Raw genomic sequence first — 26,419 nt, 5'->3', positions numbered from 1 at the left:
GACCCCGTTCGCGCCTGAAGGGCGCTCGTCCTCAAGCGCCGGACAGGCTGAGGATGCCTCAGCAGGACGCCCTGCCAACGCCCGACGGGCTGAAGGTGGCTCAGCAAGGCACCCTGCCGGGCCGCGCCCGCCAGGGGCGCGGGGAAACTGCGCGAGCAGCCACGCACGGTCCGCAGGCGAAGAGGGCACGCGGCACGCGAAAGGGCGGCCACCCTGTGAACAGGGTGGCCGCCCTCAGCGTTTGCTGCTGAGCGACCTTGCAGAGCAAGGAACGCTTACTTGCCCTTGGCGGCTTCCTTGAGCTTCGAGCCCGCGGAGACCTTCACGCTGTAGCCGGCCGGGATGTTGATCGGGTCGCCGGTCTGCGGGTTACGAGCGGTACGAGCGGCACGGTGGGTGCGCTCGAAGGTCAGGAAGCCGGGGATGGTGACCTTCTCGTCGCCCTTGGCGACGATCTCGCCGACGGTCTCGGCGAGAGCGGCCAGCACGGCGTCGGCGTCCTTGCGGGTCACCTCTGCGCGGTCGGCCAGCGCGGCCACCAGCTCACTGCGGTTCATGTTCTTACTCCCGTGTTCTTCTTGCCTGTGAGGCGTGCCATGCGGCGGAAGCCGCATGTTGGGTACAGCGAAGCCGATGCTGCCAGGGCCCTCGGACAGTCCCCGCACCCGGGTCACGACCCTCGCGTCCTGGGGGTCCCCCCTGGACGAAGTCCTTGGGGAAGCATCCTGCCCCCACCTACGGCGGGAAAGCCAATCCGGCACTCTCCCGGGTCACCCTCAGTCACACGGAAAGCGCCACTGCCTCGTCAAGGTGACGCTCCGTCGACAGGGTGAGGACTCCCGGGCCGGGGCCGGTGCGGATGCGGGTCATGGTCCGCCACCCTAAGGGGGCGTTACTGGGCCCGCATCCCGCGACGCGCCGTAGCTCAGGCCGACGTGGGGCCCGTCACAGCGGCGCCCGCGGCCTTGGCGGCGGTGCGGACGGCTCCGGCGACCGCTCCGGCGACCTTGTCGTTGAAGACCGACGGGATGATGTAGTTCGCGTTGAGCTCGTCCTCGGCGACGACGTCGGCCAGCGCGCCGGCCGCGGCCAGCATCATGTCGGTGTTGACGGTGCGGGACTGCGCGTCCAGGAGGCCGCGGAAGACACCCGGGAAGACCAGCACGTTGTTGATCTGGTTGGGGAAGTCCGAGCGTCCGGTGGCGACAACTGCCGCGCTCTCACGGGCGATCGCCGGGTCCACCTCGGGGTCCGGGTTCGCGAGCGCGAACACGATCGCGCCGTCGGCCATCGCCGCGACGTCGTCGCCGTTCAGGACGTTGGGGGCGGAGACACCGATGAAGACGTCGGCGCCGACCACGGCCTCCTTGAGCGTGCCGGTGAGGCCCTCGGGGTTGGTGTTGTCGGCGATCCAGCGCAGCGCCGACTCGGGGTCCGCGTCGACGAGGTCGGCGCGGCCCGCGTGCACCACGCCGTGGATGTCGGCGACGACCGCGTTCTTGACACCGGCGGCGAGCAGCAGCTTGAGGATGGCCGTACCGGCCGCGCCGGCGCCCGACATGACGACGCGTACGTCGCCGATTCCCTTGCCCACCACGCGCAGTGCGTTGGTCAGCGAGGCGAGCACCACGATCGCGGTGCCGTGCTGGTCGTCGTGGAAGACGGGGATGTCGAGGGCTTCGCGCAGCCGGGCCTCGATCTCGAAGCAGCGCGGCGCGGAGATGTCTTCGAGGTTGATGCCGGCGAAGCCGGGGGCGATCGCCTTGACGATGGACACGATCTCGTCGGTGTCCTGGGTGTCCAGGCAGATCGGCCAGGCATCGATGTCGGCGAAGCGCTTGAAGAGGGCCGCCTTGCCCTCCATGACCGGCATGGCGGCCATCGGGCCGATGTTGCCGAGGCCGAGCACCGCGGAGCCGTCCGTCACGACTGCGACGGTGTTGCGCTTGATGGTCAGGCGCCGCGCGTCCTCGGGGTTCTCGGCGATCGCCATGCACACCCGGGCGACACCGGGGGTGTAGATCATCGAGAGGTCGTCACGGTTGCGGATGGGGTGCTTCGACTGCATCTCGATCTTGCCGCCGAGGTGCATCAGGAACGTACGGTCGGAGACCTTGCCGAGGGTGACGCCCTCGATGCGGCGCAGCTCCTCGACGATCTCGTCGGCGTGCGAGGTGGAGGTGGCCGCGATGGTGACGTCGATCCGCAGCTTCTCGTGGCCGGAGGCGGTCACGTCGAGGCCGGTGACGGAACCGCCCGAGGACTCGACCGCCGTGGTGAGCTGCGATACCGCCGTGCCGCTTGCGGGCACCTCAAGGCGGACCGTCATCGAGTACGAGACGCTGGGCGCCGTTGCCATGTCCGTGTTCCTCTGCTTTCCCTGGCTTCGTTGCTAGCACCGCCCCGGCTGTGGCGCGGCGGTGCCATCCGATGGTCGCACCTACTGGCGGGTAGCCGATAATGGACGACGCTTTTCGGAAAGTTGTTTCCACCATACGAGAAAGTGGTGGTCTGGCGGAAGCCCCAAACGAAAGACCCGGCGGCCGGGCCCCGCCGAGCCCGGTTTCCGCACACCGAGCACTGCCCACCGAATACCGAACACGCCGGGCCCACCGACGGCGCCCCCGCCAACGACAACAGGCCCACGCCATCCGAAGATGACGTGGGCCTGTCGCTCACGTTGATGACACCGGCCCGCCATGCTCGCCTCGCGGCAAGTGGTCGCTCGTAGCGACTAAGGTTGGGCCCGGGGGCTTGGATCGAGCCGGTGCCACAACCAGGCTAACAAACCACTCGCGGAAGTGATCCCCGCATCGCGAGTTGACCCGAATTTAATCGCGGAGCAGGTCCGGCACCCCGTCCGCGTCGGGCTCGTCCCGGTCCCCGGAGACGACCGTGAGCTGCTGCGTCGCCCGGGTCAACGCCACATACAGCACCCGCAGTCCGGCCGGGGACTCGTCCGCGATCTCGGCCGGCGACACGACCACCGTGGCGTCGTATTCGAGCCCCTTGGCCTCCAGGCTGCCGAGCGCCACCACACGGTCGCCGAGCCCGGCGAGCCAGCGCGCGGCCTGGTCGCGGCGCCGCATCGCGACGACCACGCCGACCGTGCCGTCCACCTGGTCGAGCAGGCGCCCCGCCTCCTCCCGCACCGCGCGCGCGAGGTCGCCGTCGCGTACGACCGCGAACCGGGGCTCGACGCCCGTGGAGCGGACGGCGGCCGGCGACTTCATGCCCGGCATTGCCAACTCCAGCACCTTCGCGGCCAGTTCGGCGATCTCGGCGGGGTTGCGGTAGTTGACCGTCAACTCGAAGCGGCGGCGCGGGCGGGAGCCGAGCGCCTCGTCGCGGGCCTCGGCCGCCTCGTCCGGGTCGGACCAGGAGGACTGCGCGGGGTCCCCCACGATCGTCCAGGTGGCGGTCCGGCCGCGGCGGCCCACCATGCGCCACTGCATCGGCGTGAGGTCCTGCGCCTCGTCGACGATGACGTGCGCGTACTCGGTGCGCTCCAGGGCGAGCCGTTCCGCCCGCTCGCGCTGGGTCTCCTCGCGGTGCGGCATGAGCTCTTCGAGGCCGGTGAGCGCGTCCAGCGGGTCGTACTCGCGCTTGCGCCTGGGCCGCGCCGGAGCGCCGAGCAGCGTCTCCAGCTCGTCCAGGAGGGCCACGTCGTGCACCGAGTACGCGCCGTCGGCGGCCCGGGCGAGCGAGCGGGCCAGACGGCGTACCTCACCCTGGTTGAGGACCCGGCGGGCCCAGCGCGCGAGGCGCCGCTCGTCGGCCATCGCGGCGAGCACCCCGCGCGGGGTCAGCTCCGGCCACCAGGCGTCGAGGAAGGCGATGAAGACGTCCTCGGACGCGATGTCGTCGTCGAAGGAGGAGCGCAGCTCGGCGGCGAGCTCCGGGTCGGTGTGGCGGCCGTTCGCGCCGGACTTCGACCACAGCGCGTCGAGGAGCAGTCTTCGGGCGCGCGGGCGCAGCAGGTTGACGGGCGCGGTGCCGCTGAGGACGGTCTGGCGGATGCGCCGCAGCTCGTCGGCGTCCAGCTCGACGCGGGCGCCGAACGCGACGACCCGCAGCCGCTCGGCGGGCTCCCGCTCGGGCCTCCGCTCGGGCTCCTGCTCGCCGAGGGCGAGCTGTTCGTCGCCGCGCCGCCTGGAGCGTCCGGCGCGCTCCCCCGGCCCTTCCAGGGCGCCCCTGGCGGCCTTGCGCAGCACATGGAGCATGCGGGACGACCCCTTGACGCGGGCGACAGCGGGTTCGTCGTACGCGGTGGCCTCCGCGCCGTCCACCAGGTTGCCGACGGCGCGGATCGCGACCTGGCCCTCCTCGCCGAGCGAGGGCAGCACGCCCTCGGTGTACGAGACGAGCAGCGGCGTCGGCGAGACGATCAGGATGCCGCCGGAGTAGCGGCGCCGGTCCTGGTAGAGCAGATACGCCGCGCGGTGCAGCGCGACGGCGGTCTTGCCGGTGCCGGGGCCGCCCTCGACGTAGGTGACCGAGGCGGCGGGCGCCCGGATCACCATGTCCTGCTCGGCCTGGATGGAGGCGACGATGTCCCGCATGGTGTGGCTGCGGGCCTGGCCGAGCGCCGCCATCAGGGCGCCATCGCCGATGACGGGAAGCCCGGCGCCGTTCAGGGTCGCCGTGAGCTCCGGGCGCATCAGGTCGTCCTCGACGCCGAGCACCCTGCGGCCCTTGGAGCGGATCACGCGACGGCGTACGACACGGCCCGGGTCGACCGGTGTCGAGCGGTAGAACGGCGCCGCGGCCGGCGCCCGCCAGTCGATGACCAGCGGCGAGTAGTCGGCGTCCAGGACGCCGATCCGGCCGATGTGCAGGGTCTCGGCGATGTCGGCCGTGCCATCGGGACGCACGGCGTCCTCGGCCGGCTCGACCGAGGTGTACGCGCCGTCAGGACCCTTCTTGCCGTCCACCCCGAGCAGCAGGTCGATCCGGCCGAAGAGGAAGTCCTCGAACTCGTTGTTGAGCCGGTTGAGATGGACCCCCGCCCGGAAGACCTGGGCGTCCCGTTCGGCGAGCGCGCCCGGCGTGCCCACCTGTCCGCGCTTGGCGGCGTCGTTCATCAGGAACTCCGCCTCATGGATCTTCTCCTCCAGGCGGCGGTACACCTGGTCCAGATGTACCTGTTCACCAGCGATTTCGCGTTCCCGGACCGAATCCACCGCGGATTCGGAGGTACCGGCAGCGGAATCGACAGCGGCATCCTGCGCGGCCACCGAGGCCCCCTTCTGACGTGCATTGGGCAGCCGTCAACCGTACGCGAAGGGGGGCCCCTTGTCAGGCCACAATCCGGCGCGGCACCGCATGTCGGGACGGTCGTCCCGGCAAGTGGCTCACGCCGGGACGTCCACGAGCGCCTTCCCGTCGAACGTACGGACCTCGAAGTGGTCGATCTGGTCGCGGTTCATCGCGGTGCCGCCGTGCACGTACAGCGGATAGCGCGCCGACGTGTGCGGGCTGTCCTCGATGCCGTAGCCCCAGGCGGGGACCGCCCAGGACGTCACGGTCTCCTTGTCGCCGTTCTTGCCGACCGCGATCAGGCTGCACTTCAACGGACCCTTGACGTTCTTGAGTTCCAGGACGGTGTGGGTGCCCCATGCCTTGGCCTCGGTGCCGACCGTCGCCGTGGTCCCGGTCGTCGGATCGGTCGCCGAGACCTTCTGCGTCATGTGGGCGAAGGCGTCCTCGGCCGGGTTGGTTGGGTTGACCTGGGCGCTCTGGTGGGTGCCGGTGTCCGACGAGGTCGCCACCACCGCGACCGCGGGCCCGCCGATGATCAGCGCGGCCGCGGCCGCCACCAGATAGGTGGTGCGGCGCCTGCGCCGGGCGCGCTGGGCGGCGACCTCGTTGACCAGGCCCTCGGTCAGCCCGGGCGGCACCGGCCGCAGCGGCTGGGCGGCGGGGCCCGGGAACTCCTTGAGGGCGGCCAGCATCGGCTCCATGCCGGCCAGGGCGTCCAGTTCGGCGGCGCACCACTCGCACCCCGCGAGGTGCGCCTCGAAGGCGGTGGCCTCGGCGTCGTCCAGGATGCCGAGCGCGTACGCGCCGACGCTCTCGTGCACCGAGCCTTCGCCGTACTCCCCGGTCGTCATGCCGTCACCCCCCGTTCCTCCAGCGCGAGCTTCATCGAGCGCAGGGCGTAGAACACCCGGGACCGCACGGTCCCGCTGGGCACGCCGAGCACCTGGGCAGCCTCATTGACCGTACGTCCCTTGAAGTACGTCTCGACGAGAGCCTCCCGGTGGGCCGGGGTGAGGTCGTCGAGCGCATCCGAGAGGGTCATCAGCCACAACGCCTTGTCGATCTCGTCCTCCGCGGGCATGACCTCCAGCGGCGACGGATCGACCTCCTGCGGCCGGGCCTGCCGGCTGCGGTGGCCGTCGATGACGATGCGACGCGCGACCGTCACCAGCCAGGGGCGGACCGAACCGGTGGCCCGATTGAGCTGACCGGCGTTCTTCCAGGCACGGATGAGCGTCTCCTGCACGACGTCCTCGGCCCGCTGGCGGTCGCCGGCCACGAGACGCATGACGTACCCGAGCAGCGGCCCCGCGTGCTCGCGGTACAGCGCTCGCATCAGCTCCTCGTCGGGCACGGAGCGGTGTCGGGCGCCGCGCGGACGGTCATCGGCCACGGCGGCATCCTTGCGCAACCGGCACCTCCAGGTCGAGACCGTCCGGCGCGCGGCTGCGAGCCGGTACGTCTCTCCATACGGACGGCTGTCCGAAACCATTCAACGCGGCGGCGACTTTCTGGGCGGCCCGCCGCGGGTTTCTCGGCGAGCCCCCTCAGAGCGCGGCGACGCGGCGCCGGTGCCGGGCCACCCGTTCGCGGTTCCCGCACACCTCGCTGGAGCACCAGCGGCGTCGGCGCCCGCGTGAGGTGTCGAGGTAGAGCAGCCGACAGCCGTCGCCCTCGCACTGACGCAGCAGGGCCCGGGCGGCGGGGTCGGTGAGCAGGTCGAGGGCGTCCCGGGCGACTGCGGCGAGCAGCGCGGCGCACTCGGGCGCGCGGTCCAGTGCGCGGACGAGCCCGCCCTCCGCACCCCTGACGGCGCGTACGCCCGGAGGCGGGGCGGCGGCGAGTGCGTTGACCCGGTCGAGGGCGTCGGGTGCGCCGTCGGGGCACGCGCCCAGCTCGGACCGCATCAACTGCTCGATGCAGCAGCGCAGTTCCAGGAACCGGACCGTCCAGTCACCGCCGACCGCGCCGGGCGGCGCGTCCCGTGGCAGCAGCCCGACCCCCAGCAGCCACTGCACCAACTGGCTGCTTCCGCCCAGTTGTTCACTCTCGTACGTGCCGGTCGCCAGCAGATCCAGACAGATCCGCCCGGAGTCGAACCGCACCATGCGCCTGTCACCGCCTAGTCGGGGGTTACCGGTGAGTGCTCCCCCCAGAGTGCCCGCCCGGGGCCGCCCCCGGAACCCTCCCCGCACCCCTGGGTGGCCAGCGCCCTTCAGGCGTGAACGGGGTCTGGGGCGGAGCCCCAGCGACCCCGGCCCACCTCACCCGCCCCCGTACTTCGCATCCACCCCCGGATCCAGCGCAAGACGGTACCCGCGCTTGACCACCGTCTGGATGATGCGCGGAGCGCCAAGTGCCGTGCGCAGGCGGGCCATTGCCGTTTCCACGGCGTGTTCGTCGGTGCCCGATCCGGGCAGCGCGCGCAGCAGGTCGGCGCGGGGGACCACCCAGCCGGGGCGGCGCGCCAAGGCGCGCAGCAGGGCCATGCCGGCCGGGGGGACGGGGCGCAGGTGGCCGTCGACGAGTGCGGCATGGCCGCGGATCTCGACGCGAAGCCCCGCGAGCGGCAACTTCCGTGCGCGGCCGGGGAGTTCGCTGCACAGGAGTTGGACGAGGGGTCCGAGGCGGAAACGTTCGGGGGCGGACGTGGTGACGCCGCGGGCCTGGAGCGGCAGGGCGGTGACGGGGCCGACGCAGGCGGGCAGCACGTCGTCGCGCAGGGCGAGCAGTAGCGCGTCGAGCAGGCCGCGTCCCTCGGCCCGGTTCAGGAGCGAGGTCGCGGCGGGGGCGCTGGTGAAGGTGAGCGCGTCGAGGCCGTGCGACACGGCCGCGTCCAGGAGCCGGTCGAGGGGGGCCATGTCCTGCGGCGGCATCCACCGGTACACCGGCACCCCCACGACCTCGGCGCCACCGGCCCGCAGTGACTCCACGAAGCCCGGCAGCGGCTCGCCGTGCAGTTGGAGCGCGATGCGCCGGCCCGCCACTCCCTCGGCGAGCAGCCGGTCGAGGACTTCGGCCATCGACTCGGAGGAGGGCGACCAGCGTTCGGTGAGCCCCGCCGCGCGCACCGCGCCCTTGACCTTGGGCCCGCGGGCGAGGAGTTCGACGCCCTTCAGGGTGGCGAGCAGGGCGTCGCCCATTCCCCAGCCGTCGGCTGCCTCGATCCAGCCGCGGAACCCGATGGCGGTGGTGGCGACCACCGTGTCGGGGGCCGAGGCGATCAACTCCCTTGTGGTGGCGAGGAGTTCCCTGTCGTCGGCGAGTGGCACGATCCGCAGTGCGGGTGCGTGCAGCACGGTGGCGCCGCGGCGGGTGAGCAGCGCCGCGAGTTCGTCGGCGCGGCGGGCGGCGGTGACCCCGACGGTGAACCCGGCGAGCGGCCCGTGGGGTGCGGCCGCTTGTGGTGCTGCGGTCATGACTCTCCAGGTGGTGCGGTGACGGCCGAGCCTGCCAACGGGGCGTGACGTGCGGGGTACACGGTGGTTTCCCCGCTGTTACGGGCCGCCGCGCCGACCAGGATCACACGTTCGCTCCGGCGGGCGCGGGTTCGGCGCGGGAGGGCGCCTTCGCGGGCGTACGGACGTACACCGCCCAGGTCACCGCCGAGCACGCCGCGTAACAGACGAGGAAGGCGGCGAAGGCGGCGGTGCCGGTGCCGGAGCTCTGGAAGGACTGGCGGAAGGCGAGGTTGACGGCGAGCCCGCCGAGCCCGCCGACCGCCCCGACAAGACCCATGGCCGCCCCCGACAGGCGCCGCCCGTGGGCCGCCGCGGCCTGCCCGGTGAGACCGCGTGCGTACGCCTGCGCCTGGAAGATGGCGGGGATCATCTTGTACGTGGAGCCGTTGCCGAGCCCGCTGAGCGCGAACAGGGCGATGAACCCGGTGAGGAAGACGGGCAGCGAGGTGTGGACGGAGGCGTACAGGACGACGCCGGTCGCGGCGGCCATCGCGGCGAAGGTGCCCAGGGTGATGCGGGCGCCGCCGTGGCGGTCGGCGAGGCGGCCGCCGAGGGGCCGGATCACCGAGCCGAGCAGCGGCCCGATGAAGGTGAGGGACGCGGCCTGGAGCGGGGTGCGCCCGAACTGGGTCTGGAGCACCAGGCCGAAGGCGAAGCTGTAGCCGATGAACGAGCCGAACGTGCCGAGGTAGAGGAAGGCCATGAGCCAGGTGTGCCGCTCGCGCAGCGCCGCCACGGCGGCGCCGGTGTCGTTGCGTACCGGCGCCAGGTTGTCCATTCCGAGCGCGGCGCCGATTCCGGCGGCCACGATGAGCGGCAGGTAGACGGCGAGCACGACGCGCGGGTGACCGGCGCCCGCGGTCGCGATGACGAGCAGCCCGACGAGTTGCACGACCGGTACGCCGATGTTGCCGCCGCCCGCGTTGAGGCCGAGCGCCCAGCCCTTCTCGCGCAGCGGGAAGAAGGCGTTGATGTTGGTCATCGAGGAGGCGAAGTTGCCGCCGCCGACTCCGGCCAGGGCCGCGACGAGGAGGAATGTGCTGTACGAGGTGCCGGGTTGCATCGCGAACCAGGCGGCGCCGGCCGGGGCCAGCAGCAGCAGCGAGCTGAAGACGCTCCAGTTGCGGCCGCCGAAGCGGGCGACGGCGAAGGTGTACGGGATGCGGGCGAGCGCGCCGACGAGGGTCGCGAGCGAGATGAGGAAGAACTTGCCCGCGGGGTCGACTCCGTAGGCCGGGCCCATGAAGAGGACCATCACCGACCACAGGCTCCAGATGGAGAACCCGATGTGTTCACAGAGCACGGACAGATACAGGTTGCGCCGGGCGACACGTGCGCCCCGCTCGCGCCAGAAGGTGTCGTCCTCCGGGTCCCAGCGTTCGATCCAACGGCCGGTCATGATGCCTCCACGGTCGGTTCGCCACTCGTGGGAGCGACCGTAGGGAGGGCGGGTTTCAGCCGCGTGCCGCCCGGTGACCGGGGTGCAACCGTGTCTTCACGCGGCGCGGGCGGCGGTGGTGAGACCGCCGCCCGCGCCGCCGTGTCAGACGGGCCAGAGCCGTGGCCTGCGCTTGGCCGCGACGTCCTCGACCCAGCCGAAGCACACCACGCACAGGCCGATGAGGACCCAGGTCACCAGGAGCACCGGCCAGGAGCTGTTGAGGAACTCGCCCCAGCCCGCGAGCGCATCGATGCTCCACAGGTCGTCCCAGACGGTGGCGGCGACCAGGATGCACAGGTTGTGCCAGAGATAGACCGTGACGGCACGGGAGTTGAGCAGGGTGATCAGCCGGTCCCAGCGGCGCAGCGGGGCCGGCCACTGGGCCCACGAGGGGCTGATGTGCAGCAGCAGGAGCACCGCGCCGAGCGACCACAGGGTCTGGGCGAGCGGGATCGAGTCGAGCTCCGTGGACCCGGTGATCGAGAACCCGCCGTGCACCGCCCACCCGTAGCCGACCGCCATGACGATGGGCGCGAGCGAGGGCACCAGGTAGTTCGGCATCTTGCGCAGGACGCCCGCCTGGTGGGCCATGCCGAGGATCCAGCAGGCGCCGAAGGTGGCGAAGTCGGTGAGCGCGGAGTCGATGCGTTCGGGAAGGCCGAGGTCGACGAATTCCAGGAGCGCGGAGAGCGCGACCGGTGCGAGGATCGTCGGCCAGGCGGCGCGGCGGAGCATCGCCCGGAAGAGCGGCGAGAGCAGCACGAACCACAGGTAGGCGCGCAGGTACCAGAGCGGCTCGGCGAGGTTGGCGCCCCAGTTGTCGCCGAGGATGTGGTGGATGCCGGGCAGGTCGGCCCCGTACGGCGGGTCGCTGAGCGGGACCACCCAGAACAGCAGGTGCCCCCACCACCAGGCGGGGTGCCCGTCGGAGTCGGGGCCCCAGCCCTGGGCGAGCATGCCGGTGATGCCGACCGCGCCGAGCAGCCACATCGGCGGCAGGAGGCGGCGCATGCGGCCGCGGACGACCTGCACGGCGGGCCGCTTCAGGGAGCGGGCCATCAGGTTGCCGGCGAGCGCGAACATCACGCCCATGGAGGGGAAGGCGAGTGGCAGCCAGGCCCAGCCCATCAGGTGGTAGAGCACCACCCGGAACAGGGCGAGGGCGCGCAGGAAGTCGAAGTACCGGTCGCGCACGGGCGTCCGGGGTGCCGGGGCGGGCGGTGTCGCCACCGCGTCCGGCACCTCCACGTAGGAGCTCATCGGGCGACCTTCCGCTCGGCCGGGTTGCCGGGTGCCTCGACCACGCCGGTGCGGCGCAGCTTCTGCCAGCGCAGCCGGCCGCCGGTCACCGCGGTGATCCAGGACTGGAGCAGCACCACGTACATCAGCTGCCGGTACAGGACCTGCTGGAGCGGCAGGGACAGCAGGTGGGTGAGGCGTTCCTTGTCGAGCCGGAAGGCGTACGCCGCGCACACCCCCTGGATCGCGAGGACGACGAGCCAGGCCACGATGGTCTGTTCGGTCTTGCCGAAGACGATCCCGTACAGCAGGAAGATGTCGATGAGCGGCGCGAGCAGCGGGGCCACCACCATGAACAGGGCGACCAGCGGGAGGCCGAAGCGGCCGAAGCGGCCGGAGGCGCCGCGGTCCTTGATGGCGCCTCGGTGCTTCCAGATCGCCTGCATGGTGCCGTACGACCAGCGGTAGCGCTGCGACCACAGCTGCTGGACGGATTCGGGGGCCTCGGTCCAGGCGCGGGCGTTCTCGGAGTAGACCACCCGCCAGCCGTCGCGGTGGATGGCCATGGTGATGTCGGTGTCCTCGGCGAGGGTGTCCTCGCTCATGCCGCCGACCCGTTCCAGTGCCTGGCGGCGGAAGGCGCCGACCGCGCCGGGGATGGTGGGCATGATGCCCATCAGGTCGTACATGCGGCGGTCGAGGTTGAAGCCCATCACGTACTCGATGTGCTGCCAGGCGCCGATGAGCGAGTTGCGGTTGCCGACCTTGGCGTTGCCGGCCACGGCGCCGACGCGCGTGGTGCCGAAGGGCTGCACGAGTTCGCGTACGGTCGACGGCTCGAAGACGGTGTCGCCGTCCATCATCACGACGAGTTCATAACGGGCGTGCGCGATGCCGTTGTTGAGGGCGGCGGGCTTACCGGCGTTCTCCTGGCGCACCACGCGCACATTGGGGTAGCCGAGCGCCTCGACGATGTCGGCGGTCCCGTCGCTGGAACCGTCGTCGATCACGATCACTTCGATCGGATGGTCGCTCTCCATGAGCGAACGAACGGTGTTGGCGATGCATTCACGTTCGTTGTACGCGGGCACGAGCACCGAGACCGGTTCGGTGACCGGCGGCCCCCACCGGAAGTCCGGTCTGCGGACCTTGCGGGCGTGCACGAAGGAGAGCACCAGCATCAGACCGAAGCGGGCGAAGACCAGGACGCCGATGACGGCGAGGCCCACGACGAGGAAGTCGGTGGTGTGCTCGGCGACCTGCACGGCGCCGACGAACGCCTCGCCCTTCCACAGGTCCATGCCGGTGACCGGGGTCAGGGCGCTCGGCGCTCCCAGCGCGGTGGTGAGGTTGACGAAGGTGTACCCCGACTCCTGCATGTCCGGCAGGAACTTGTCGAGCGCGGCCACGGTCTGCGAGCGGTCGCCGCCGAAGTCGTGCATCAACACGATGGCGCCCTTGTCGTCCTCCGGGGTCGCGTTGTGGATGATCTTCTTGACGCCGGGCCGCTGCCAGTCCTCGCTGTCGGTGGAGTCGAGCGCCACGACGTAGCCCTTGCTTCCGACGTACTGCACGACCGGCCAGGTGTCGTTGTCCATGGCGTCGGCGAAGGAGGAGTACGGCGGCCGGAAGAGCGAGCTGTGCACGCCGGCGGCGCCCGCGAGGGCGAGCTGGTTCTCGGAGAGCTCGCGGTCGATCCGGGACTTCGACTGGTAGGACAGGTCGGGGTGGTTGAAGGTGTGCAGGCCCACCTCGTGGCCCTCGGCGACCATGCGCTTGATGAGGTCCGGGTAGCGCGAGGCGTTGGTTCCGGTGACGAAGAAGACGGCGTGCGCGTGGTACTTCTTCAGCTCGTCCAGGACCTTCGGGGTCCAGGTGGGGTCCGGGCCGTCGTCGAAGGTGAGGACGATCTTGTGGTCCGGGATCTCCAGGCTGGCCGGCTTGTCGGGGTTGCGCGCGTCGATGACCGGACCACCGTCGATGATCTTCTCCGGCACCTTGTCGGTGGGTGCGGGGTCGCGCACGCGGTGGTCCGCGGAGATCTCGCTGTGCACATAGCCGCGCAGCATCAGCATCGCGACGAGCGCGACGAGGAGCAGGAGCGGCAGCAGGTACCGCATGGGCAGCCGCTTGCGCCGCGTCGGCCGCGGCTTGGCCTGGGTGGTTCTCATGGCAGGTGTCGTTACGCCTTCGGGCCGGTACGCCGTTGCGGGCCGTACGGGGTTGGTGCACAGGGCCGCCGGTCCGGGCCGCTGCGGGCGGGCCGTCGAGGCGGTGCTCAGTCGCCGGTCAAGCCGGCGTTGCTCGGGAGCCGGTCAAGCCGGCGTTGCTCGGGAGCCGGTGGGGCCGGCGGTGTTCACGCGCCGGACGGCCCGGCGTTCGCTGGTGCGCCGGACGGGCCGGCGGCGTGGGGATGCGGTTCCGGCCGCTGCGGGCGGGCCGGTACGGCGAAGGTCAGGCGCCGGTGCTGCCGCCGGAGGGGGCCACGACGTGGCCGGTCGGCTTGGTGGAGGCGCCGACGGGCGGGGAGGCCTTGGTCTTCACCGGGCTGTGCCCGGTGGCGGGGGTCGCGCTGTGCGAACCCCCGGCGGACTGGGAGGGCTTGGAGAGTTTGGAGGCCTTGGGCGACGGCGCCCTGGGGACGCTGTGGGTGGGGGCCACGATCTTCTTCGGGGACGCCTTGGGCTGCGGGGCCTTGGCGGCCTGCGAGGCGGTCGCCTTCGGCGGGGCCGTCACGGCGTCGGCCTTGCCGTCGGGGATCGTCAGGCCGGGGGCGCTGGAGCTGCCGCCGAGCAGCGAGCCGACGAGCGCCACGGCGAAGCCGAAGGCGGCGAGCCCGAAGGCCCAGCCGAGCCAGCGCAGCTTCTTGCCGCGGCGTCCGCTCGCGTCGACGAAAACGGGACGGTCGTGGCCCCGCTGGCTCGGGATGGCGGCGAGCGGCCGGAAGACGGGGATCTTCTGCGTCGCGGAGCGCTCCACCGGCTCGGGTGCCCGGTCGGTCCGCTCGGCCTTGACCATCCGGTCCGTCTGCCCGGTCCCGGCCATCCGGTCCAGGGTCTCGATCCTGACCGTCCGGTCCGCCGGCTCGCGCCCGGCCGTCGCCCGGTCCGTCGCCCGTTCCGTCGTCCCGGGCTTGATCAACTGTTCGGCGAAGACGCCCAGTTGCATCGTGGCGTCGTGCTTCGGGTGTTCCTTGGCCGCGTGGCCGGTGCGGGGCTGACCGCCCGGCCCGCTCTGTATCCGACTGTCCATGTTCGTACGCACTCCCTGATGTGTTCCGCGGGTTGCGCGCACGACTCCCGGGCGCCACATCCGGAACAGGGAAACCCCACCCGTTCCTCGCGCCCCCACTATCCCGCCGCACCCGGGCGTTGAATGTAGCGCACGCCGCTGTGGACACGTGTTCACGTATCGCGTGATGTTTCCCCTAGCCGCCCCACATCCGGGGCATCGACCACCATCAGGGACAAGTCGGGCTCGGGAAGCCAGCTTCCGGGGGGCCTCGTCAGCCATCCGTGCGCGGCCGCGGCCTCCGCCGCGACCCGTCGCAGGACGCCGACGCCGGGGTGCGCGAGCCCTCTGCGCCACACCATCGACACCGGCGCGAGCGGCACGGGCGCGGTCAGCGGACGCACCACCATGCCGGGCACCTTCATGAAGTCGGTACTGGCAAGCACCGACCAGCCGCGCTTGCGCACCAGCCGTACGAACTCCTCCTCGCCCGCGATCTCCGGGAACGGCGCGGCCGCCTCGATGCCCCGGCCCGCGAAGAGCCGCCGGGCCAGGTCGGTCCATTCGAGGGTGGCCGGATTGCCCGCCGCCACGTACAGCGTCTCGCCCGCGAGCTCCGCGAGCGGCACCTCGGCCAGGCGCGCGAGCCGGTGGTCCGCGTCGAGCAGCACCGCCATCCGCTCGAAGCGCACCGGCTGGTGGTGCAGGCCCGCGAGGACCGCCGGGTCGAGTCCGGCCGACCGGCCGAACGAGACGTCGAGGCGTCCGGCGAGTATCTCGGCGGCGGCGCCGGTGAGGCCGCTGATGTAGCGGGCCACGAACTCGGTCCCGGGCGCCTCGGCGCGGGCCGCGGCGAGCACCCGCGCGCCGGTGCCGACGGGCGCCGAGACATCGACCAGGAGCGGCCGCTCCTCCCCCGGGGCCGCCCACGCGTCCCGCAGTTCGTCGTGGGCGGCAAGCACCCGGCGGGCGTACGGAAGCAGCCGCTCCCCCTCCGCCGTGAGCGCCACGGCGCGGGTGGTGCGCATGAGGAGTTCGGCGCCCAACTCCCGTTCCAGACGCCGGACATCACGGCTCAGGGCCTGCTGGGCGACGAAGAGCCGGGCGGCGGCGCGGGTGAAGTGCAGCTCCTCGGCGACGGCGACGAAGCAGCGCAGCAGGCGGGGGTCGGCGTCGCGGGGCACGCGGGCAGTCAACAGCATCGGACCTGTTGACAACAAGAGTGCGTGAATGGGCTTTCACCAGGTGTTGGACCGCCGTGCGCCGCCCCGGAAAGGATCGGCGCATGCCGCGAACGTCTCTGCTCCCCCGCCGCCCCAACCCCTACATACGCCTCTTCCGCACCCCCGGCGCCCGCGCCTTCACCCTGGCCAATCTCGTCGCCCGGCTCCCCATGGGCATGTTCGGCGTCAGCGCCGTGATCATGATCGCCGGTGCGCGCGGTTCGTACGCGCTGGCCGGTGCGGTCACCGCGACCGGGCTCGCCGCGACCGCCCTCGTCGCCTCCTGGACGGCCCGGCTCGTCGACCGGTACGGCCAGGCCCGCATCGCCGTGCCCGCCACGGCGATCGCGGTGCTCAGCTCGCTCGCCCTGCTCCTGTGCGTACGCTTCGGCGCCCCCGACTGGACCCTGTTCGCCGCCTACGCCGCGACCGCCACCACCCCCAACACCGGCGGCATGTCCCGCGCCCGCTGGGCCCATCTGCACCCGGGCTCCTCGCCCGGGGACGCGGCAGCCCTGCACACCGCCAACTCCTTCGAGCAGGCCGCCGACGAACTCTGCTTCATGGCCGGGCCGGTCGCCGCCGCGTTCCTGTGCTCGGCCCTGTTCCCCGAGGCCGGCACCCTCGTCGGGGCGGTCCTGCTCATGACGGGCGTGCTGCTCTTCGCCGCGCAGCGCACGACCGAGCCGCCCCCCTCACCCCGTACGGGCGCCGCCAACTCCCCGGTCCGCACACGGGGGTTCGCGTCTCTGCTCGCCGTCTTCCTGGCCACCGGCGCGGTCTTCGGCGCCCTGGAGATCGCGACGATCGCGTACGCCGACGGGCTGGGCCACCGCTCGGCCGCGGGCGCCGTACTCGCGCTCCAGGCCGCCGGGTCCGGCGCCGCGGGGCTCGTCTACGGCACGGTGCGCCCCGCGCGGAACGTGCCGGGGCGGCTCATCGTGTGTGTCGGGGCCATGAGCGTCCTGATGTGTCTGCCGCTGCTCGCGGCGCGGACGGGCGGCTCGCTGACGGTGCTCGCCGCGGCCCTGCTGTGCGCGGGCGCCGCCACCGCGCCCACCATGGTGACCGGCATGACCCTGGTGCAGCGGCTCACCCCGCCGGGCCAGTTGAACGAGGGCATGACCCTCGCCGTCACCGCGATCCTCGCCGGCATCGCGGCGGGATCGGCGCTCGGCGGGCAGCTCGTCGAGCAAGCGGGCGCGGGGATGGGCTACTTGGTCCCGGTCTGCGCGGCGTCCCTCGCCCTGGTGGTGAGCGCCGCCGGACGCGGGCGGTACGCTGCACCGCCCCGCGGATGAGCGGGCGTCCCCCTTCGCTTGAGTATGACCCTGTGTCAGGAAAGGCCGATCCCCATGGCCATGAAGAAGTCGACGATTCAACGGCAGGTTGCCGAGGCGATCGCGCAGGCCAATCCGCAGGACCGTTCGATCGTCACGATCCAGGCGATAGCCGGCCCGAGCGTGTGGCTGATGAGCCTCATCGGCGTCATAGGCCAGGCGTTCCTGACGTATTACTTCATCACCGTGACCCAGCAGGCCGTGCTGCTGCACCGGGCGAGCCGGATGAGCAACCGCCCGCAGGAGCTCGTCACGGCGATTCCGCCGCACGAGGCGATGCAGATGATCAGCGATGTCCGTCGGAACACGCTGTGGAGTTCGTTCCGCTGCCAGCTGCCCGGCCAGCCGAAGCCGACCCGTATGAACGTGCATCGCATCTGGCGCAACGAGATGGACCAGCTCCTCGGCATGCTGACCGGACAGCAGCCCGCGGTCTGACCTCCCGCGGCACGGCCCGGGCACGGCCCGCGAGTACGCGGGTACGGTCCGAGCACCGGCCCGCGGGTACGACAAAGGCCCGGTCGCTCGAAAGCGACCGGGCCTCTGCCTACATGGGGCGAGCAGAATCCGGGACATTCCGGTTCTCCTCGACGGTGGAGATGGCGGGAATCGAACCCGCGTCCAACGGTGCAAAAACAGGGCTTCTCCGTGTGCAGTTCGCTGCGATTTTCTCGGCCCCGGCAATCACGCGAACAAGTCGCCGACGGGCCCAGCCACTGTTTGATTTCCTCCTAGACCCCGTGACCGGATCTAGAAGTTTAGTTCCCTAGCTGATGCCAGGATCCGGGTCGGGAACAGCCCCGGGCTGACACTTCGCAAGTCGCTACTTAGGCAGCGAGGGCGAAGGAATCGCGCTTGGTATTGGCGATTATTGTTTGCGACATATGGTTTACGAGATCATTGCCGCTTCCTCGACACGCTTCCCCTGCTTCGACATCCGCTGTCGAAACCGATCATCCCCATGTTGTTTTTTCAAGGTGGTGCCGCACCTTCGCTGAGGTGCAGTGCCATCGTACGTGACCAACGCCCGAGGGTGCCAGCCCATTCCGCGCGGGCCGGGTGACAGGGCCGTTGCCGGCCGTCGCGGGCCAGGTGGGGCGCTACCGCAGGCTGGCGCGCTCCTTGCGCTTGGCGGCCGAGATGACCCGGTCCGTCTCGCGCCGGTCCTGCTTCTCGCGCAGGGTCTGCCGCTTGTCGTACTCCTTCTTGCCCTTGGCGAGCGCGATCTCGATCTTGGCGCGGCCGTCCTTGAAGTAGAGCGCGAGGGGCACGATCGTGTGACCCGACTCCCCCGACTTCGACTCCAGCTTGTCGATCTCGACCCGGTGAAGCAGCAGCTTCCGCTTGCGCCGCGCGCTGTGGTTGGTCCATGTGCCCTGCGCGTACTCCGGCACATGCACGTTGTGCAGCCACGCCTCGCCGCCGTCGATCTGCACGAACCCGTCGACCAGCGACGCCCGGCCCTGGCGCAGCGACTTCACCTCGGTGCCCGTGAGCACGAGACCGCACTCGTAGGTGTCGATGATGAGGTAGTCGTGCCGCGCCTTCTTGTTCTGCGCGACGAGCTTGCGCTTGCTGTCCTTCTCTTTGTCCTTGCCCGTGTTCTTAGCCATAGTGCGGCCATTTTCTCACCCCCGCGCAAGCGGTTTACGTCGCGCCGCCGAGGCCGCTCAGGACCGTCTCGGCGTGCTCGAGGGCGTGCTCGGTGACGGGCAGGTCCGGGGTGATGCCCGAGCCGTCGAGACCGTGTCCTGCCGGGGTGCGGTAGTGGCCCACGGTCAGCTCCGCCACCGAGCCGCCCGCGAGCCCGGTGGGCATCTGGACCGAACCCTTGCCGAAGGTGCGCGAGCCTACGGTGACGGCGCGGCCGCGGTCCTGGAGCGCGCCGGTGAGCAGCTCGGCCGCGCTCATGGTGCCGCCGTCGATCAGCACCACCAGGGGGCGCGCCCCGTCGCCGCCGCTCTGCGCGTACAGCGCGTGCTGCCGGCCGTGCACGTCGTACGTGGCGACCAGACCGCCGTCGAGGAAGGCGGAGGCCGCCGTGGTGGCCTCGGTGACCAGGCCGCCGCTGTTGCCCCGCAGATCGAGCAGGATCCCGGCGCCCTTCGGGGCCCGGCGCACCGCGCTGCGCACCTGCCCGCCCGAGCCCTTGGTGAAGGCCGCCACCTTGATCACGACGGCCTTCGCGGAGAGGTTGGTGACGGTCACGTCCTCGGCGGCGAGGACCTCGCGGTCCAGGGTCCGGGTCCAGCGGCGGTCACCCCGGCTCAGGCCGACGACGACCTTGCTGCCGGCCGCGTCCCCGCGGAGCCGTGCGACGGCCTCGGTGACGGGCTGGCCGTCCGCGGACCAGTGGTCGACGCTGCGCAGGACGTCGCCGGGCTCGATGCCGGCGCGGGCGGCGGGTCCGCCGGCCTGGACGCGGGTCACCTCGGTCCTGCCGTCACCGGTGACGGCGAGCCAGAGCCCGACGCCGGTGTAGCGGCCTTCGAGGGCGTCCGCGTACTGCTCGTACTCCGCCTTGTCGTACACCGCGCCCCAGCGGTCGCCGCTGCGCCCCACCGCCTCCTCGGCGGCCCGGGTGCCCGACTTGCCGTCGGCCTCGGCCTCGGCGGCCGCGCGCGTCACGTCCTCGGCGGTGCGGTCGCCACCCCGGGTCGTGTGCCCCTGCCGTGCGTCCACGTCGCGGGCGGCGGAGGACCCGGCAGGTAACGCGGCGGGCCTGCGCGCGGCGCTCGGCAGGCAGTTGGTGGCGGCGGCGCTCGCCAGGACGGTCACGAGGACCAACGCCAGAGCAGCCCCGCGGCGCACACCGCGGGGCCTGGGACAGAGGTCCGGGCCGAGCATGGCGCCGAGTCTAGGACAAGCGTCGGGCGCCGTAGGGAGAGTTGCTCCTACGGCGCCCGGGGCGTATGTCACACGTGGGGTCGGACCTTCAGGGACTCGCGCGGGTTTAGGAAGCCCGCGGGGTCAGACCTTCAGGTACTTGCGCAGGGCCAGGAAGGCCGCCGCGGCGGGCAGCAGGACGCTGGAGGCGAGCACCAGCGGGAGCTTGGCGAGCACCGCGTCCCAGCCGATGAACTTGATGAGGCTCAGGTTCTGCGCCAGCGACATACCGTGATCGATCATGAAGTAGCGCGCCAGGACGAGGAGTCCGGCCGCTCCTATGCCGCCGAGCAGCCCGGCGAACGCGGCCTCCATGATGAACGGGGCCTGAATGTAGAAGCTGGACGCGCCGACCAGCCGCATGATGCCGGTCTCACGCCGGCGGCTGAACGCCGAGACGCGCACCGTGTTGACGATCAGCATCACGGCCACGGTCAGCATGATGATCATGACCACGAGCGCGGCCACGTTCATGCTGTTGAGGATCTTGAAAAGGGTGTCCAGGGTGCCGCGTTGGTCCTGCACCGACTCGATGCCGTCGCGGCCGGCGAAGGCGGTCGCCACCACCTTGTACTTCTGCGGGTCCTTGAGCTTGACCCGGAAGGACTCCGGCATCTGGTCGGGCGTGATGGAGCTGGCCACCGGGGTGGAGCCGTACTGGTCCTTGTAGTGCTTGTACGCCTCGTCCTGCGACTCGTACACCACGCTCTGCACGATGTCGAGCTTCTTGAGATCGGCCTCTATGTCCTTCTTCTGCTGCGCCGTCACGGCGCCCTTGGCGCACTGGGAGACGGTCTCGGCGTCCGCCTTGTTGCACAGGAAGAGGGAGACGTTGACCTTGTCGTACCAGTAGTCCTTCATGCTGTCGACCTGGTCCCGCATCAGCAGCGTCCCGCCGAACAGGGCGAGTGAGAGGGCCACGGACACGACGACGGCGATCGTCATGGTCAGGTTGCGGCGGAGACCGACCCCGATCTCCGAGAGTACGAACTGGGCGCGCATGGCGACGATTTCAGCCTTTCAGTGCTCGACGAGTGCTCTACGGCGCTCAGTGCTGGTAGCCGTAGACGCCGCGCGCCTGGTCGCGTACGAGACGGCCGGACTCCAGCTCGATGACGCGCTTGCGCATCTGGTCGACGATGTTCTGGTCGTGCGTCGCCATGATCACGGTCGTGCCGGTCCGGTTGATCCGGTCGAGCAGCTTCATGATGCCGACGGAGGTCTGCGGGTCGAGGTTGCCGGTCGGCTCGTCCGCGATCAGCAGCATGGGCCGGTTGACGAAGGCGCGGGCGATGGCCACGCGCTGCTGCTCACCACCGGAGAGCTCACCGGGCCTGCGGTCCTCCTTGCCGCCGAGCCCGACCAGGTCGAGGACCTGCGGAACGGCCTTGCGGATCTCGCCGCGCGGCTTGCCGATGACCTCCTGGGCGAACGCGATGTTCTCCGCGACGGTCTTGTTGGGCAGCAGCCGGAAGTCCTGGAAGACGGTGCCCAGTTGGCGCCGCATGTGCGGCACCTTCCAGTTGGAGAGCCGGGCCAGGTCCTTGCCGAGTACGTGCACCTGCCCCTGGCTGGCGCGCTCTTCACGCAGGACGAGCCGCAGGAAGGTCGACTTCCCGGAACCGGACGAGCCGACGAGGAAGACGAACTCGCCCTTCTCGATGTCGAGGGAGACATCCCGCAGGGCTGGTCGGTTCTGCTTGGGATAGGTCTTGGAGACATTGTCGAATCGGATCACGGGTGCACCACGGGTCGGCCGGGAGTATAGGTGTGCGTGACCTTACGCGAACCGGACGAGCCCGCGCAGGCCCCGTCCGGGGATGCCCCTTATGTCCCGTGGGTCATGCCCCGGGGGGTGGAGCGGGCCAGGGGAGCGTATCCGGACGGGCGCGCCGAAACGCGCGGGAGCTGGCACAGTGGTAGGGGGAACGGTTGCGTTTCCCTGAGCGTTGAGCGGAGAGATAGCGGTTTGACCGTTGTATGCGCCGGCTCCGCCGCGCGGGAGGAGGAGAGCGCATGACCTATGACCGATTGGTGTGCGCCAACTGCGCGGCGCCCGTGAGCGAGGGCCGCTGTCGCGTCTGCCGGGCGAACCGGGAACGCCTGCAGCAGGAGAACCAGTGGGGGGGCCTGAGCCCCGCCATGCTGGTCACACTGCTGATCGTGCTGGTGGGGGCGCTCGCCCTGCTGGCCCACCAGACCGTCTGACCGGCCCATCGGGACCGCCCGAGCGGCGGTCCGCACGTCGTAGCCGTACATGAACACGGCCACGGACACGGACACGTCATAGCCGTACGCGAAGAGGGCCCCGGGTGCGTGATCGCACCCGGGGCCCTCTTGTCGCGTGGCAGCCCGGACGGGGTTGCCCGCCGCCGTCAGCGGTTACGCGACGTTACGGCCGTTGACCAGGCGCGGCATGAAGCGGAAGCCGATGCCGCCCGCGATCATGGTCGCGGCGCCGATGATCAGGAAGGTGGTCCCGCCCGCACCGGTCGCGGCCAGCTCTTCCTTCTGCTGGCCCTGCTCGACGGGCTGCGACCCGACGGTGTCGGGGCTGGTGCCCGTGCCGGTGGTACCGGTGGTGCCCGTGGATCCGGTGGTGCCGGTCGAGCCCGTGGAGCCGGTTGACCCAGTGGTGCCGGTCGAGCCCGTGCTGCCGGTGGAGCCGGTGCTACCGGTGGACCCCGTCGAGCCCGTGGACCCCGTCGAGCCGGTGGAACCCGTGCTGCCCGTCGAGCCGGTCGAGCCCGTGCTGCCCGTCGAGCCCGTAGAGCCCGTGGATCCGGTGGAACCCGTCGAACCGGTCGAGCCGGTGCTCCCGGTGGACCCGGTGCTGCCCGTCGAACCGGTGGAGCCGGTGGAGCCGGTGCTGCCCGTCGAACCCGAGGAACCCTCAGTGCTCGAACCGGACGACCCTTCGGTGCTGGACCCCGAGGAACCCTCGGAGCTCGAACCGGACGAACCCTCAGAGCTGGACCCCGAAGAGCCCTCGGAGCTCGAACCGGACGAACCCTCAGAGCTGGACCCCGAGGAACCCTCGGAGCTCGAACCCGAAGAACCCTCAGAGCTGGACCCCGAAGAACCCTCGGAGCTCGAACCCGAAGAACCCTCGGAACTGGAACCCGAGGAACCCTCGGAGCTCGAACCGGACGAACCCTCAGAGCTCGAACCCGAGGAACCCGAGCCGCCCGTGGTGCTGCACAGCGGGTCAATCGGGCCGCAGGTGCCGCCGAGGGTGATGGTGGGCGGGGTGCTGTCGTCGGAGCCGACGGCCTGGGCCGCGCCCGCGGCGGTCAAGGACGCGCCGGCGGCGATCACCGCACCGGCAGCTATCCGCGCGAAGCGGACCCGCGTGTTCTTGGTCATTTGCTTGCTACCCCCAGTAGCCGATCTCGTCATGGAGCAGCGCCCGGGGCGGCAACATCGGGCGAACCGTGAGGCCCCTCCCCGTCACACACGCCCCAGAGTTACGCGTGCCGCGCGTTAGCTTTGCCAGTTTTAAAGAGGGCGTCAAGGTCGTTGCGCACGCAATGTCCGAAATCGACTCACTTGCCGGGCGTACGGGAATACGACTGTGACAGAAACCCCGAACTGACGTCTCCCGTCGGGGAGTTCCGATGTCGACAAAGCGCTGAGTGGCTCAATTACCGCTTGCGCCAGCGAATTCGGCGGTGGCGCCGTGGCTCACACGGCACTGCGTACCGAATCGCCGCCGGAGGCGCACACAACCCCCACAACGGGAAAGCGCCGGTCCTCCGATGAGGAGGCCGGCGCCTTCGGGTGCGTGAGGGACCCGCGTGCGGGGGTTACTTCTCCTGCTGCTTGCGCCAGCGGATGCCCGCTTCCAGGAAGCCGTCGATCTCGCCGTCGAGCACCGCCTGCGGGTTGCCGACCTCGAACTCGGTGCGCAGGTCCTTCACCATCTGGTACGGGTGCAGGACGTACGAACGCATCTGGTTGCCCCAGGAGTTGCCGCCGTCGCCCTTGAGCGAGTCCATCAGCGCCTGCTCCTCCTGGCGGCGGCGCTCAAGGAGCTTGGCCTGGAGGACGTTCATGGCGCTGGCCTTGTTCTGGATCTGCGAGCGCTCGTTCTGGCAGGACACCACGATCCCGGTCGGGATGTGCGTGATGCGGACCGCGGAGTCGGTGGTGTTGACGCCCTGGCCGCCGGGGCCGGACGCGCGGTACACGTCGATGCGGAGCTCGGACTCGTCGATCTCGACGTGGTCGGACTGCTCGACGACCGGCAGCACCTCGACGCCAGCGAAGGACGTCTGACGGCGGCCCTGGTTGTCGAAGGGCGAGATGCGCACCAGGCGGTGCGTGCCCTGCTCCACGGAGAGCGTGCCGTAGGCGTACGGCGAGCTGACCACGAAGGTGGTCGACTTGATGCCGGCCTCTTCCGCGTACGAGGTCTCGTACACCTCGGTCTTGTAGCCGTGCCGCTCGGCCCAGCGCAGATACATGCGCTGCAGGCGCTCGGCGAAGTCGGAGGCGTCGACGCCGCCGGCCTCGGCGCGGATGTTGACCAGCGCCTCACGAGCGTCGTACTCGCCGGACAGGAGGGTACGGACCTCCATCTCGTCCAGCGCCTTGCGCACGGACTCCAGCTCGGCCTCGGCCTCGGTGCGGGTGTCCGGGTCGTTCATCTCCTCGGCGAGCTCGAAGAGCACCGCGAGGTCGTCGATCCGGGAGCGCAGGGCCTCGGTCTTGCGCAGCTCCGCCTGGAGGTGCGAGAGCTTGCTGGTGATCTTCTGCGCCGCCTCCGGGTCGTCCCAGAGGGACGGGGCGGCCGCCTGCTCTTCGAGCGCGGCAATATCCGCCCTCATCGTGTCGAGGTCCAGGACGGCCTCGATCGACCCCATGGTCGAGGACAGGGACTTCAGCTCTTCGGATACATCGACGACTGCCACGGGTCCAGCGTAACGGCTGCGCGCTCCGGCGTTCCCCGGGCCATCGGATCGCGGGCCGCCCGGCGGGGTCCTGGGCCGCGCGGGGAACGGCCTAGGGAGCGACGGGCGCCGAGTTCTTGGTGTCCTGCGGCGGCGACTGCGTACCGGAGTCGTCGCTCAGGGCGAGCCAGCCGCCGACGCCGACCGCCGCGGCGAGGGCGACCGCGGCCGTCGTCAGGACGAGGCGGCGCCTGCGCACCTGGTCGGCGCGGTGACGGGCGGAGCCCGGCCGGGGGGCGCCCGCGGGGCGCGGCGCGCGGGCGGTGCCGAGGGGGCCGCCGGCCAGCTCGTCGGGGGCGGGCACGCGCATGCTGGTGTGGGTGTCGCGGTTCGCGGAGTCGTGCGGCGCCCCGGGCACCAGCGGGACCGCGCCGCGGCGGGGGGTGGCGGGGGTGGTCGGATACGGGTCCTCGTACGGCTCCTCGTCCTCCTCGCCCTCGGCGTCCGGCTCGTCCACGTCGAGCGGGGGCATGCCCGCGACCAGGGGGAGCAGTTCGCGCAGCCGGACCGAGAGCTCGGAGGCACGCAGGCGGGAGGCCGGCGCCTTGGCGAGGCACTGGACGATCAGCTGCCACAGCTCGTCGGGGATGCCCGGCAGCGGGACCACGGTCTCGGTCACATGGCGGCGCAGGACGGCTCCGGGGTGGCCGCCGCCGAACGGCGTGAAGCCGGCGAGCAGTTCGTACAGGACGGTCGCGAGGGCGTAGATGTCGACGGCGGCGCGCGGCGGGAGGCCCTCGACGATCTCGGGCGCGAGGTAGTCCGGGGTCCCGATGATCCGGGTGGCCTTGGTGCGGCGCGGGGTGTCGATGAGCTTGGCGACGCCGAAGTCGGTGAGCAGCGCGGGATGGGCGCCGCCGGGGCCGAGCGGTCCCTGCATGTCCAGGAGGATGTTCTCGGGCTTGACGTCGCGGTGCACGACGCCCGCCGCGTGCGCGGCGGCCAGCCCGTCGGCCACGTCGGCCGCGATGGCCACGGCCGCTTCGGGGGCGAGTCTGCGCTCGCGGTCGAGACGGGTGCGGACGTCGGTGCCCCGGATCAGGTCCATGACGAGGGCGAGGTCGTTGCCGTCCACCACCAGGTCGCGGACGGCCACCACATGTGGGTGGTCGAGGCCGAGCAGGGCGGTGCGCTCCTGCACGAAGCGTCCGACCAGCTCCTGATCGGCCGCGAGGTCTTCGCGCAGCAGCTTGATGGCGACGGGGCCCTCGGGCCCCTCGCCGAGCCACACGGTGCCGGCGCTCCCCCGGCCCAGGATCTGGTGGGCGGTGTACCGGCTGCCGATGTTCCGTGCCAAGACTGCTCCCTCAGCGGCTGGCTGTGCACGCTGAGGCTACGCGGCCGGGACGCCAACCTTCACTTCCGGCGCCGAAATCACCCTCTG

22 protein-coding genes and 1 other RNA gene are annotated in these 26,419 nt (G+C 71.2%); 4 read left to right on the top strand and 19 right to left on the bottom strand.

Going from position 1 to position 26,419, the window contains the following annotated elements; all coding sequences use genetic code 11:
• Nucleotides 1-275: 275 nt before the first annotated feature.
• The 12 genes from AB0D31_RS24415 to AB0D31_RS24360 all read right to left on the bottom strand — a co-directional run bounded on the left by AB0D31_RS24415 (nt 276) and on the right by AB0D31_RS24360 (nt 15,818).
• Nucleotides 276-557: an HU family DNA-binding protein gene (locus AB0D31_RS24415; protein ID WP_003968811.1), complete on the bottom strand. Its 282-nt coding sequence runs from the start codon at nt 555-557 to the stop codon at nt 276-278.
• Between the two features lie 368 nt (nt 558-925).
• Nucleotides 926-2,359, bottom strand: coding sequence for an NAD-dependent malic enzyme (locus AB0D31_RS24410; RefSeq protein WP_362726831.1), 1,434 nt, complete (start codon nt 2,357-2,359; stop codon nt 926-928).
• Nucleotides 2,360-2,831: 472 nt separating this feature from the next.
• Nucleotides 2,832-5,237 (bottom strand): UvrD-helicase domain-containing protein, encoded by a 2,406-nt coding sequence (locus tag AB0D31_RS24405; protein ID WP_362726828.1) that lies wholly within the window; start codon nt 5,235-5,237, stop codon nt 2,832-2,834.
• A 117-nt stretch (nt 5,238-5,354) separates the two neighbouring features.
• Nucleotides 5,355-6,113, bottom strand: coding sequence for a zf-HC2 domain-containing protein (locus tag AB0D31_RS24400; protein ID WP_362726826.1), 759 nt, complete (start codon nt 6,111-6,113; stop codon nt 5,355-5,357).
• Nucleotides 6,110-6,673: a sigma-70 family RNA polymerase sigma factor gene (locus AB0D31_RS24395; protein WP_362726823.1), complete on the bottom strand. Its 564-nt coding sequence runs from the start codon at nt 6,671-6,673 to the stop codon at nt 6,110-6,112. Before AB0D31_RS24395 ends, AB0D31_RS24400 begins: the two co-directional genes overlap by 4 nt.
• Nucleotides 6,674-6,809: 136 nt before the next feature.
• Nucleotides 6,810-7,370 (bottom strand): ABATE domain-containing protein, encoded by a 561-nt coding sequence (locus tag AB0D31_RS24390; RefSeq protein ID WP_362726821.1) that lies wholly within the window; start codon nt 7,368-7,370, stop codon nt 6,810-6,812.
• Between the two features lie 156 nt (nt 7,371-7,526).
• A complete protein-coding gene (locus AB0D31_RS24385) occupies nt 7,527-8,681 on the bottom strand; it encodes a uroporphyrinogen-III synthase (RefSeq protein WP_362726818.1) in 1,155 nt (384 codons plus the stop codon).
• A 103-nt stretch (nt 8,682-8,784) separates the two neighbouring features.
• Nucleotides 8,785-10,122, bottom strand: coding sequence for a nitrate/nitrite transporter (locus AB0D31_RS24380; protein WP_362726815.1), 1,338 nt, complete (start codon nt 10,120-10,122; stop codon nt 8,785-8,787).
• 144 nt (nt 10,123-10,266) lie between these two features.
• Entirely contained in the window at nt 10,267-11,424 is a 1,158-nt protein-coding gene (locus tag AB0D31_RS24375) for an acyltransferase (RefSeq protein WP_362726812.1), read from the bottom strand.
• On the bottom strand, nt 11,421-13,523 hold the full coding sequence (locus tag AB0D31_RS24370; RefSeq protein ID WP_362726848.1) for a bifunctional polysaccharide deacetylase/glycosyltransferase family 2 protein: 2,103 nt from the start codon (nt 13,521-13,523) through the stop codon (nt 11,421-11,423). The genes AB0D31_RS24375 and AB0D31_RS24370 overlap by 4 nt, the downstream gene beginning before the upstream one ends.
• A 334-nt stretch (nt 13,524-13,857) precedes the next feature.
• Nucleotides 13,858-14,655 carry a hypothetical protein gene (locus AB0D31_RS24365; RefSeq protein ID WP_362726810.1) on the bottom strand — a complete coding sequence of 266 codons (798 nt, stop codon included), beginning with the start codon at nt 14,653-14,655 and terminating at the stop codon, nt 13,858-13,860.
• Nucleotides 14,656-14,807: 152 nt separating this feature from the next.
• Entirely contained in the window at nt 14,808-15,818 is a 1,011-nt protein-coding gene (locus tag AB0D31_RS24360; protein ID WP_362726807.1) for a LysR family transcriptional regulator, read from the bottom strand.
• Between the two features lie 101 nt (nt 15,819-15,919).
• On the opposite strand from AB0D31_RS24360, the gene AB0D31_RS24355 reads away from it, so the two are divergent.
• Both AB0D31_RS24355 and AB0D31_RS24350 read left to right on the top strand, forming a co-directional pair.
• Nucleotides 15,920-17,158: an MFS transporter gene (locus tag AB0D31_RS24355; protein WP_362726804.1), complete on the top strand. Its 1,239-nt coding sequence runs from the start codon at nt 15,920-15,922 to the stop codon at nt 17,156-17,158.
• Between the two features lie 54 nt (nt 17,159-17,212).
• Nucleotides 17,213-17,635, top strand: a complete 423-nt coding sequence (locus AB0D31_RS24350) for a hypothetical protein (protein WP_362726802.1) — start codon at nt 17,213-17,215, stop codon at nt 17,633-17,635.
• 153 nt (nt 17,636-17,788) lie between these two features.
• Here AB0D31_RS24350 and ssrA read toward each other — a convergent pair.
• The 5 genes from ssrA to ftsE all read right to left on the bottom strand — a co-directional run bounded on the left by ssrA (nt 17,789) and on the right by ftsE (nt 21,821).
• Nucleotides 17,789-18,158, bottom strand: a transfer-messenger RNA (tmRNA) gene (gene ssrA / locus AB0D31_RS24345).
• 139 nt (nt 18,159-18,297) lie between these two features.
• Entirely contained in the window at nt 18,298-18,810 is a 513-nt protein-coding gene (gene smpB / locus AB0D31_RS24340; RefSeq protein ID WP_362726799.1) for an SsrA-binding protein SmpB, read from the bottom strand.
• 34 nt (nt 18,811-18,844) lie between these two features.
• Nucleotides 18,845-20,044: a S41 family peptidase gene (locus tag AB0D31_RS24335; protein ID WP_362726796.1), complete on the bottom strand. Its 1,200-nt coding sequence runs from the start codon at nt 20,042-20,044 to the stop codon at nt 18,845-18,847.
• A gap of 123 nt (nt 20,045-20,167) precedes the next feature.
• A complete protein-coding gene (gene ftsX / locus AB0D31_RS24330; protein WP_362726794.1) occupies nt 20,168-21,085 on the bottom strand; it encodes a permease-like cell division protein FtsX in 918 nt (305 codons plus the stop codon).
• Nucleotides 21,086-21,131: 46 nt separating this feature from the next.
• Nucleotides 21,132-21,821, bottom strand: coding sequence for a cell division ATP-binding protein FtsE (gene ftsE / locus AB0D31_RS24325; protein WP_362726791.1), 690 nt, complete (start codon nt 21,819-21,821; stop codon nt 21,132-21,134).
• A 278-nt stretch (nt 21,822-22,099) separates the two neighbouring features.
• Between ftsE and AB0D31_RS24320 the strand changes: the two genes are divergently transcribed.
• Nucleotides 22,100-22,291, top strand: a complete 192-nt coding sequence (locus tag AB0D31_RS24320; RefSeq protein ID WP_362726788.1) for a hypothetical protein — start codon at nt 22,100-22,102, stop codon at nt 22,289-22,291.
• Between the two features lie 208 nt (nt 22,292-22,499).
• Nucleotides 22,500-23,570 carry a hypothetical protein gene (locus AB0D31_RS24315; protein WP_362726786.1) on the top strand — a complete coding sequence of 357 codons (1,071 nt, stop codon included), beginning with the start codon at nt 22,500-22,502 and terminating at the stop codon, nt 23,568-23,570.
• A gap of 319 nt (nt 23,571-23,889) precedes the next feature.
• On the opposite strand, the gene prfB is transcribed toward AB0D31_RS24315, so the two are convergent.
• Nucleotides 23,890-24,996, bottom strand: a complete 1,107-nt coding sequence (gene prfB / locus AB0D31_RS24310; protein WP_362726783.1) for a peptide chain release factor 2 — start codon at nt 24,994-24,996, stop codon at nt 23,890-23,892.
• A gap of 91 nt (nt 24,997-25,087) precedes the next feature.
• The gene (locus tag AB0D31_RS24305) at nt 25,088-26,332 is read right to left on the bottom strand and encodes a serine/threonine-protein kinase (protein WP_362726780.1); all 1,245 of its coding nucleotides are present in this window, start codon (nt 26,330-26,332) and stop codon (nt 25,088-25,090) included.
• Nucleotides 26,333-26,419 lie beyond the last annotated feature (87 nt).

This window comes from Streptomyces sp. NPDC048361, assembly GCF_040651795.1.
Taxonomy (GTDB): Bacteria; Actinomycetota; Actinomycetes; order Streptomycetales; family Streptomycetaceae; genus Streptomyces.
This window is presented reverse-complemented; position numbering and strand designations above follow the sequence as displayed.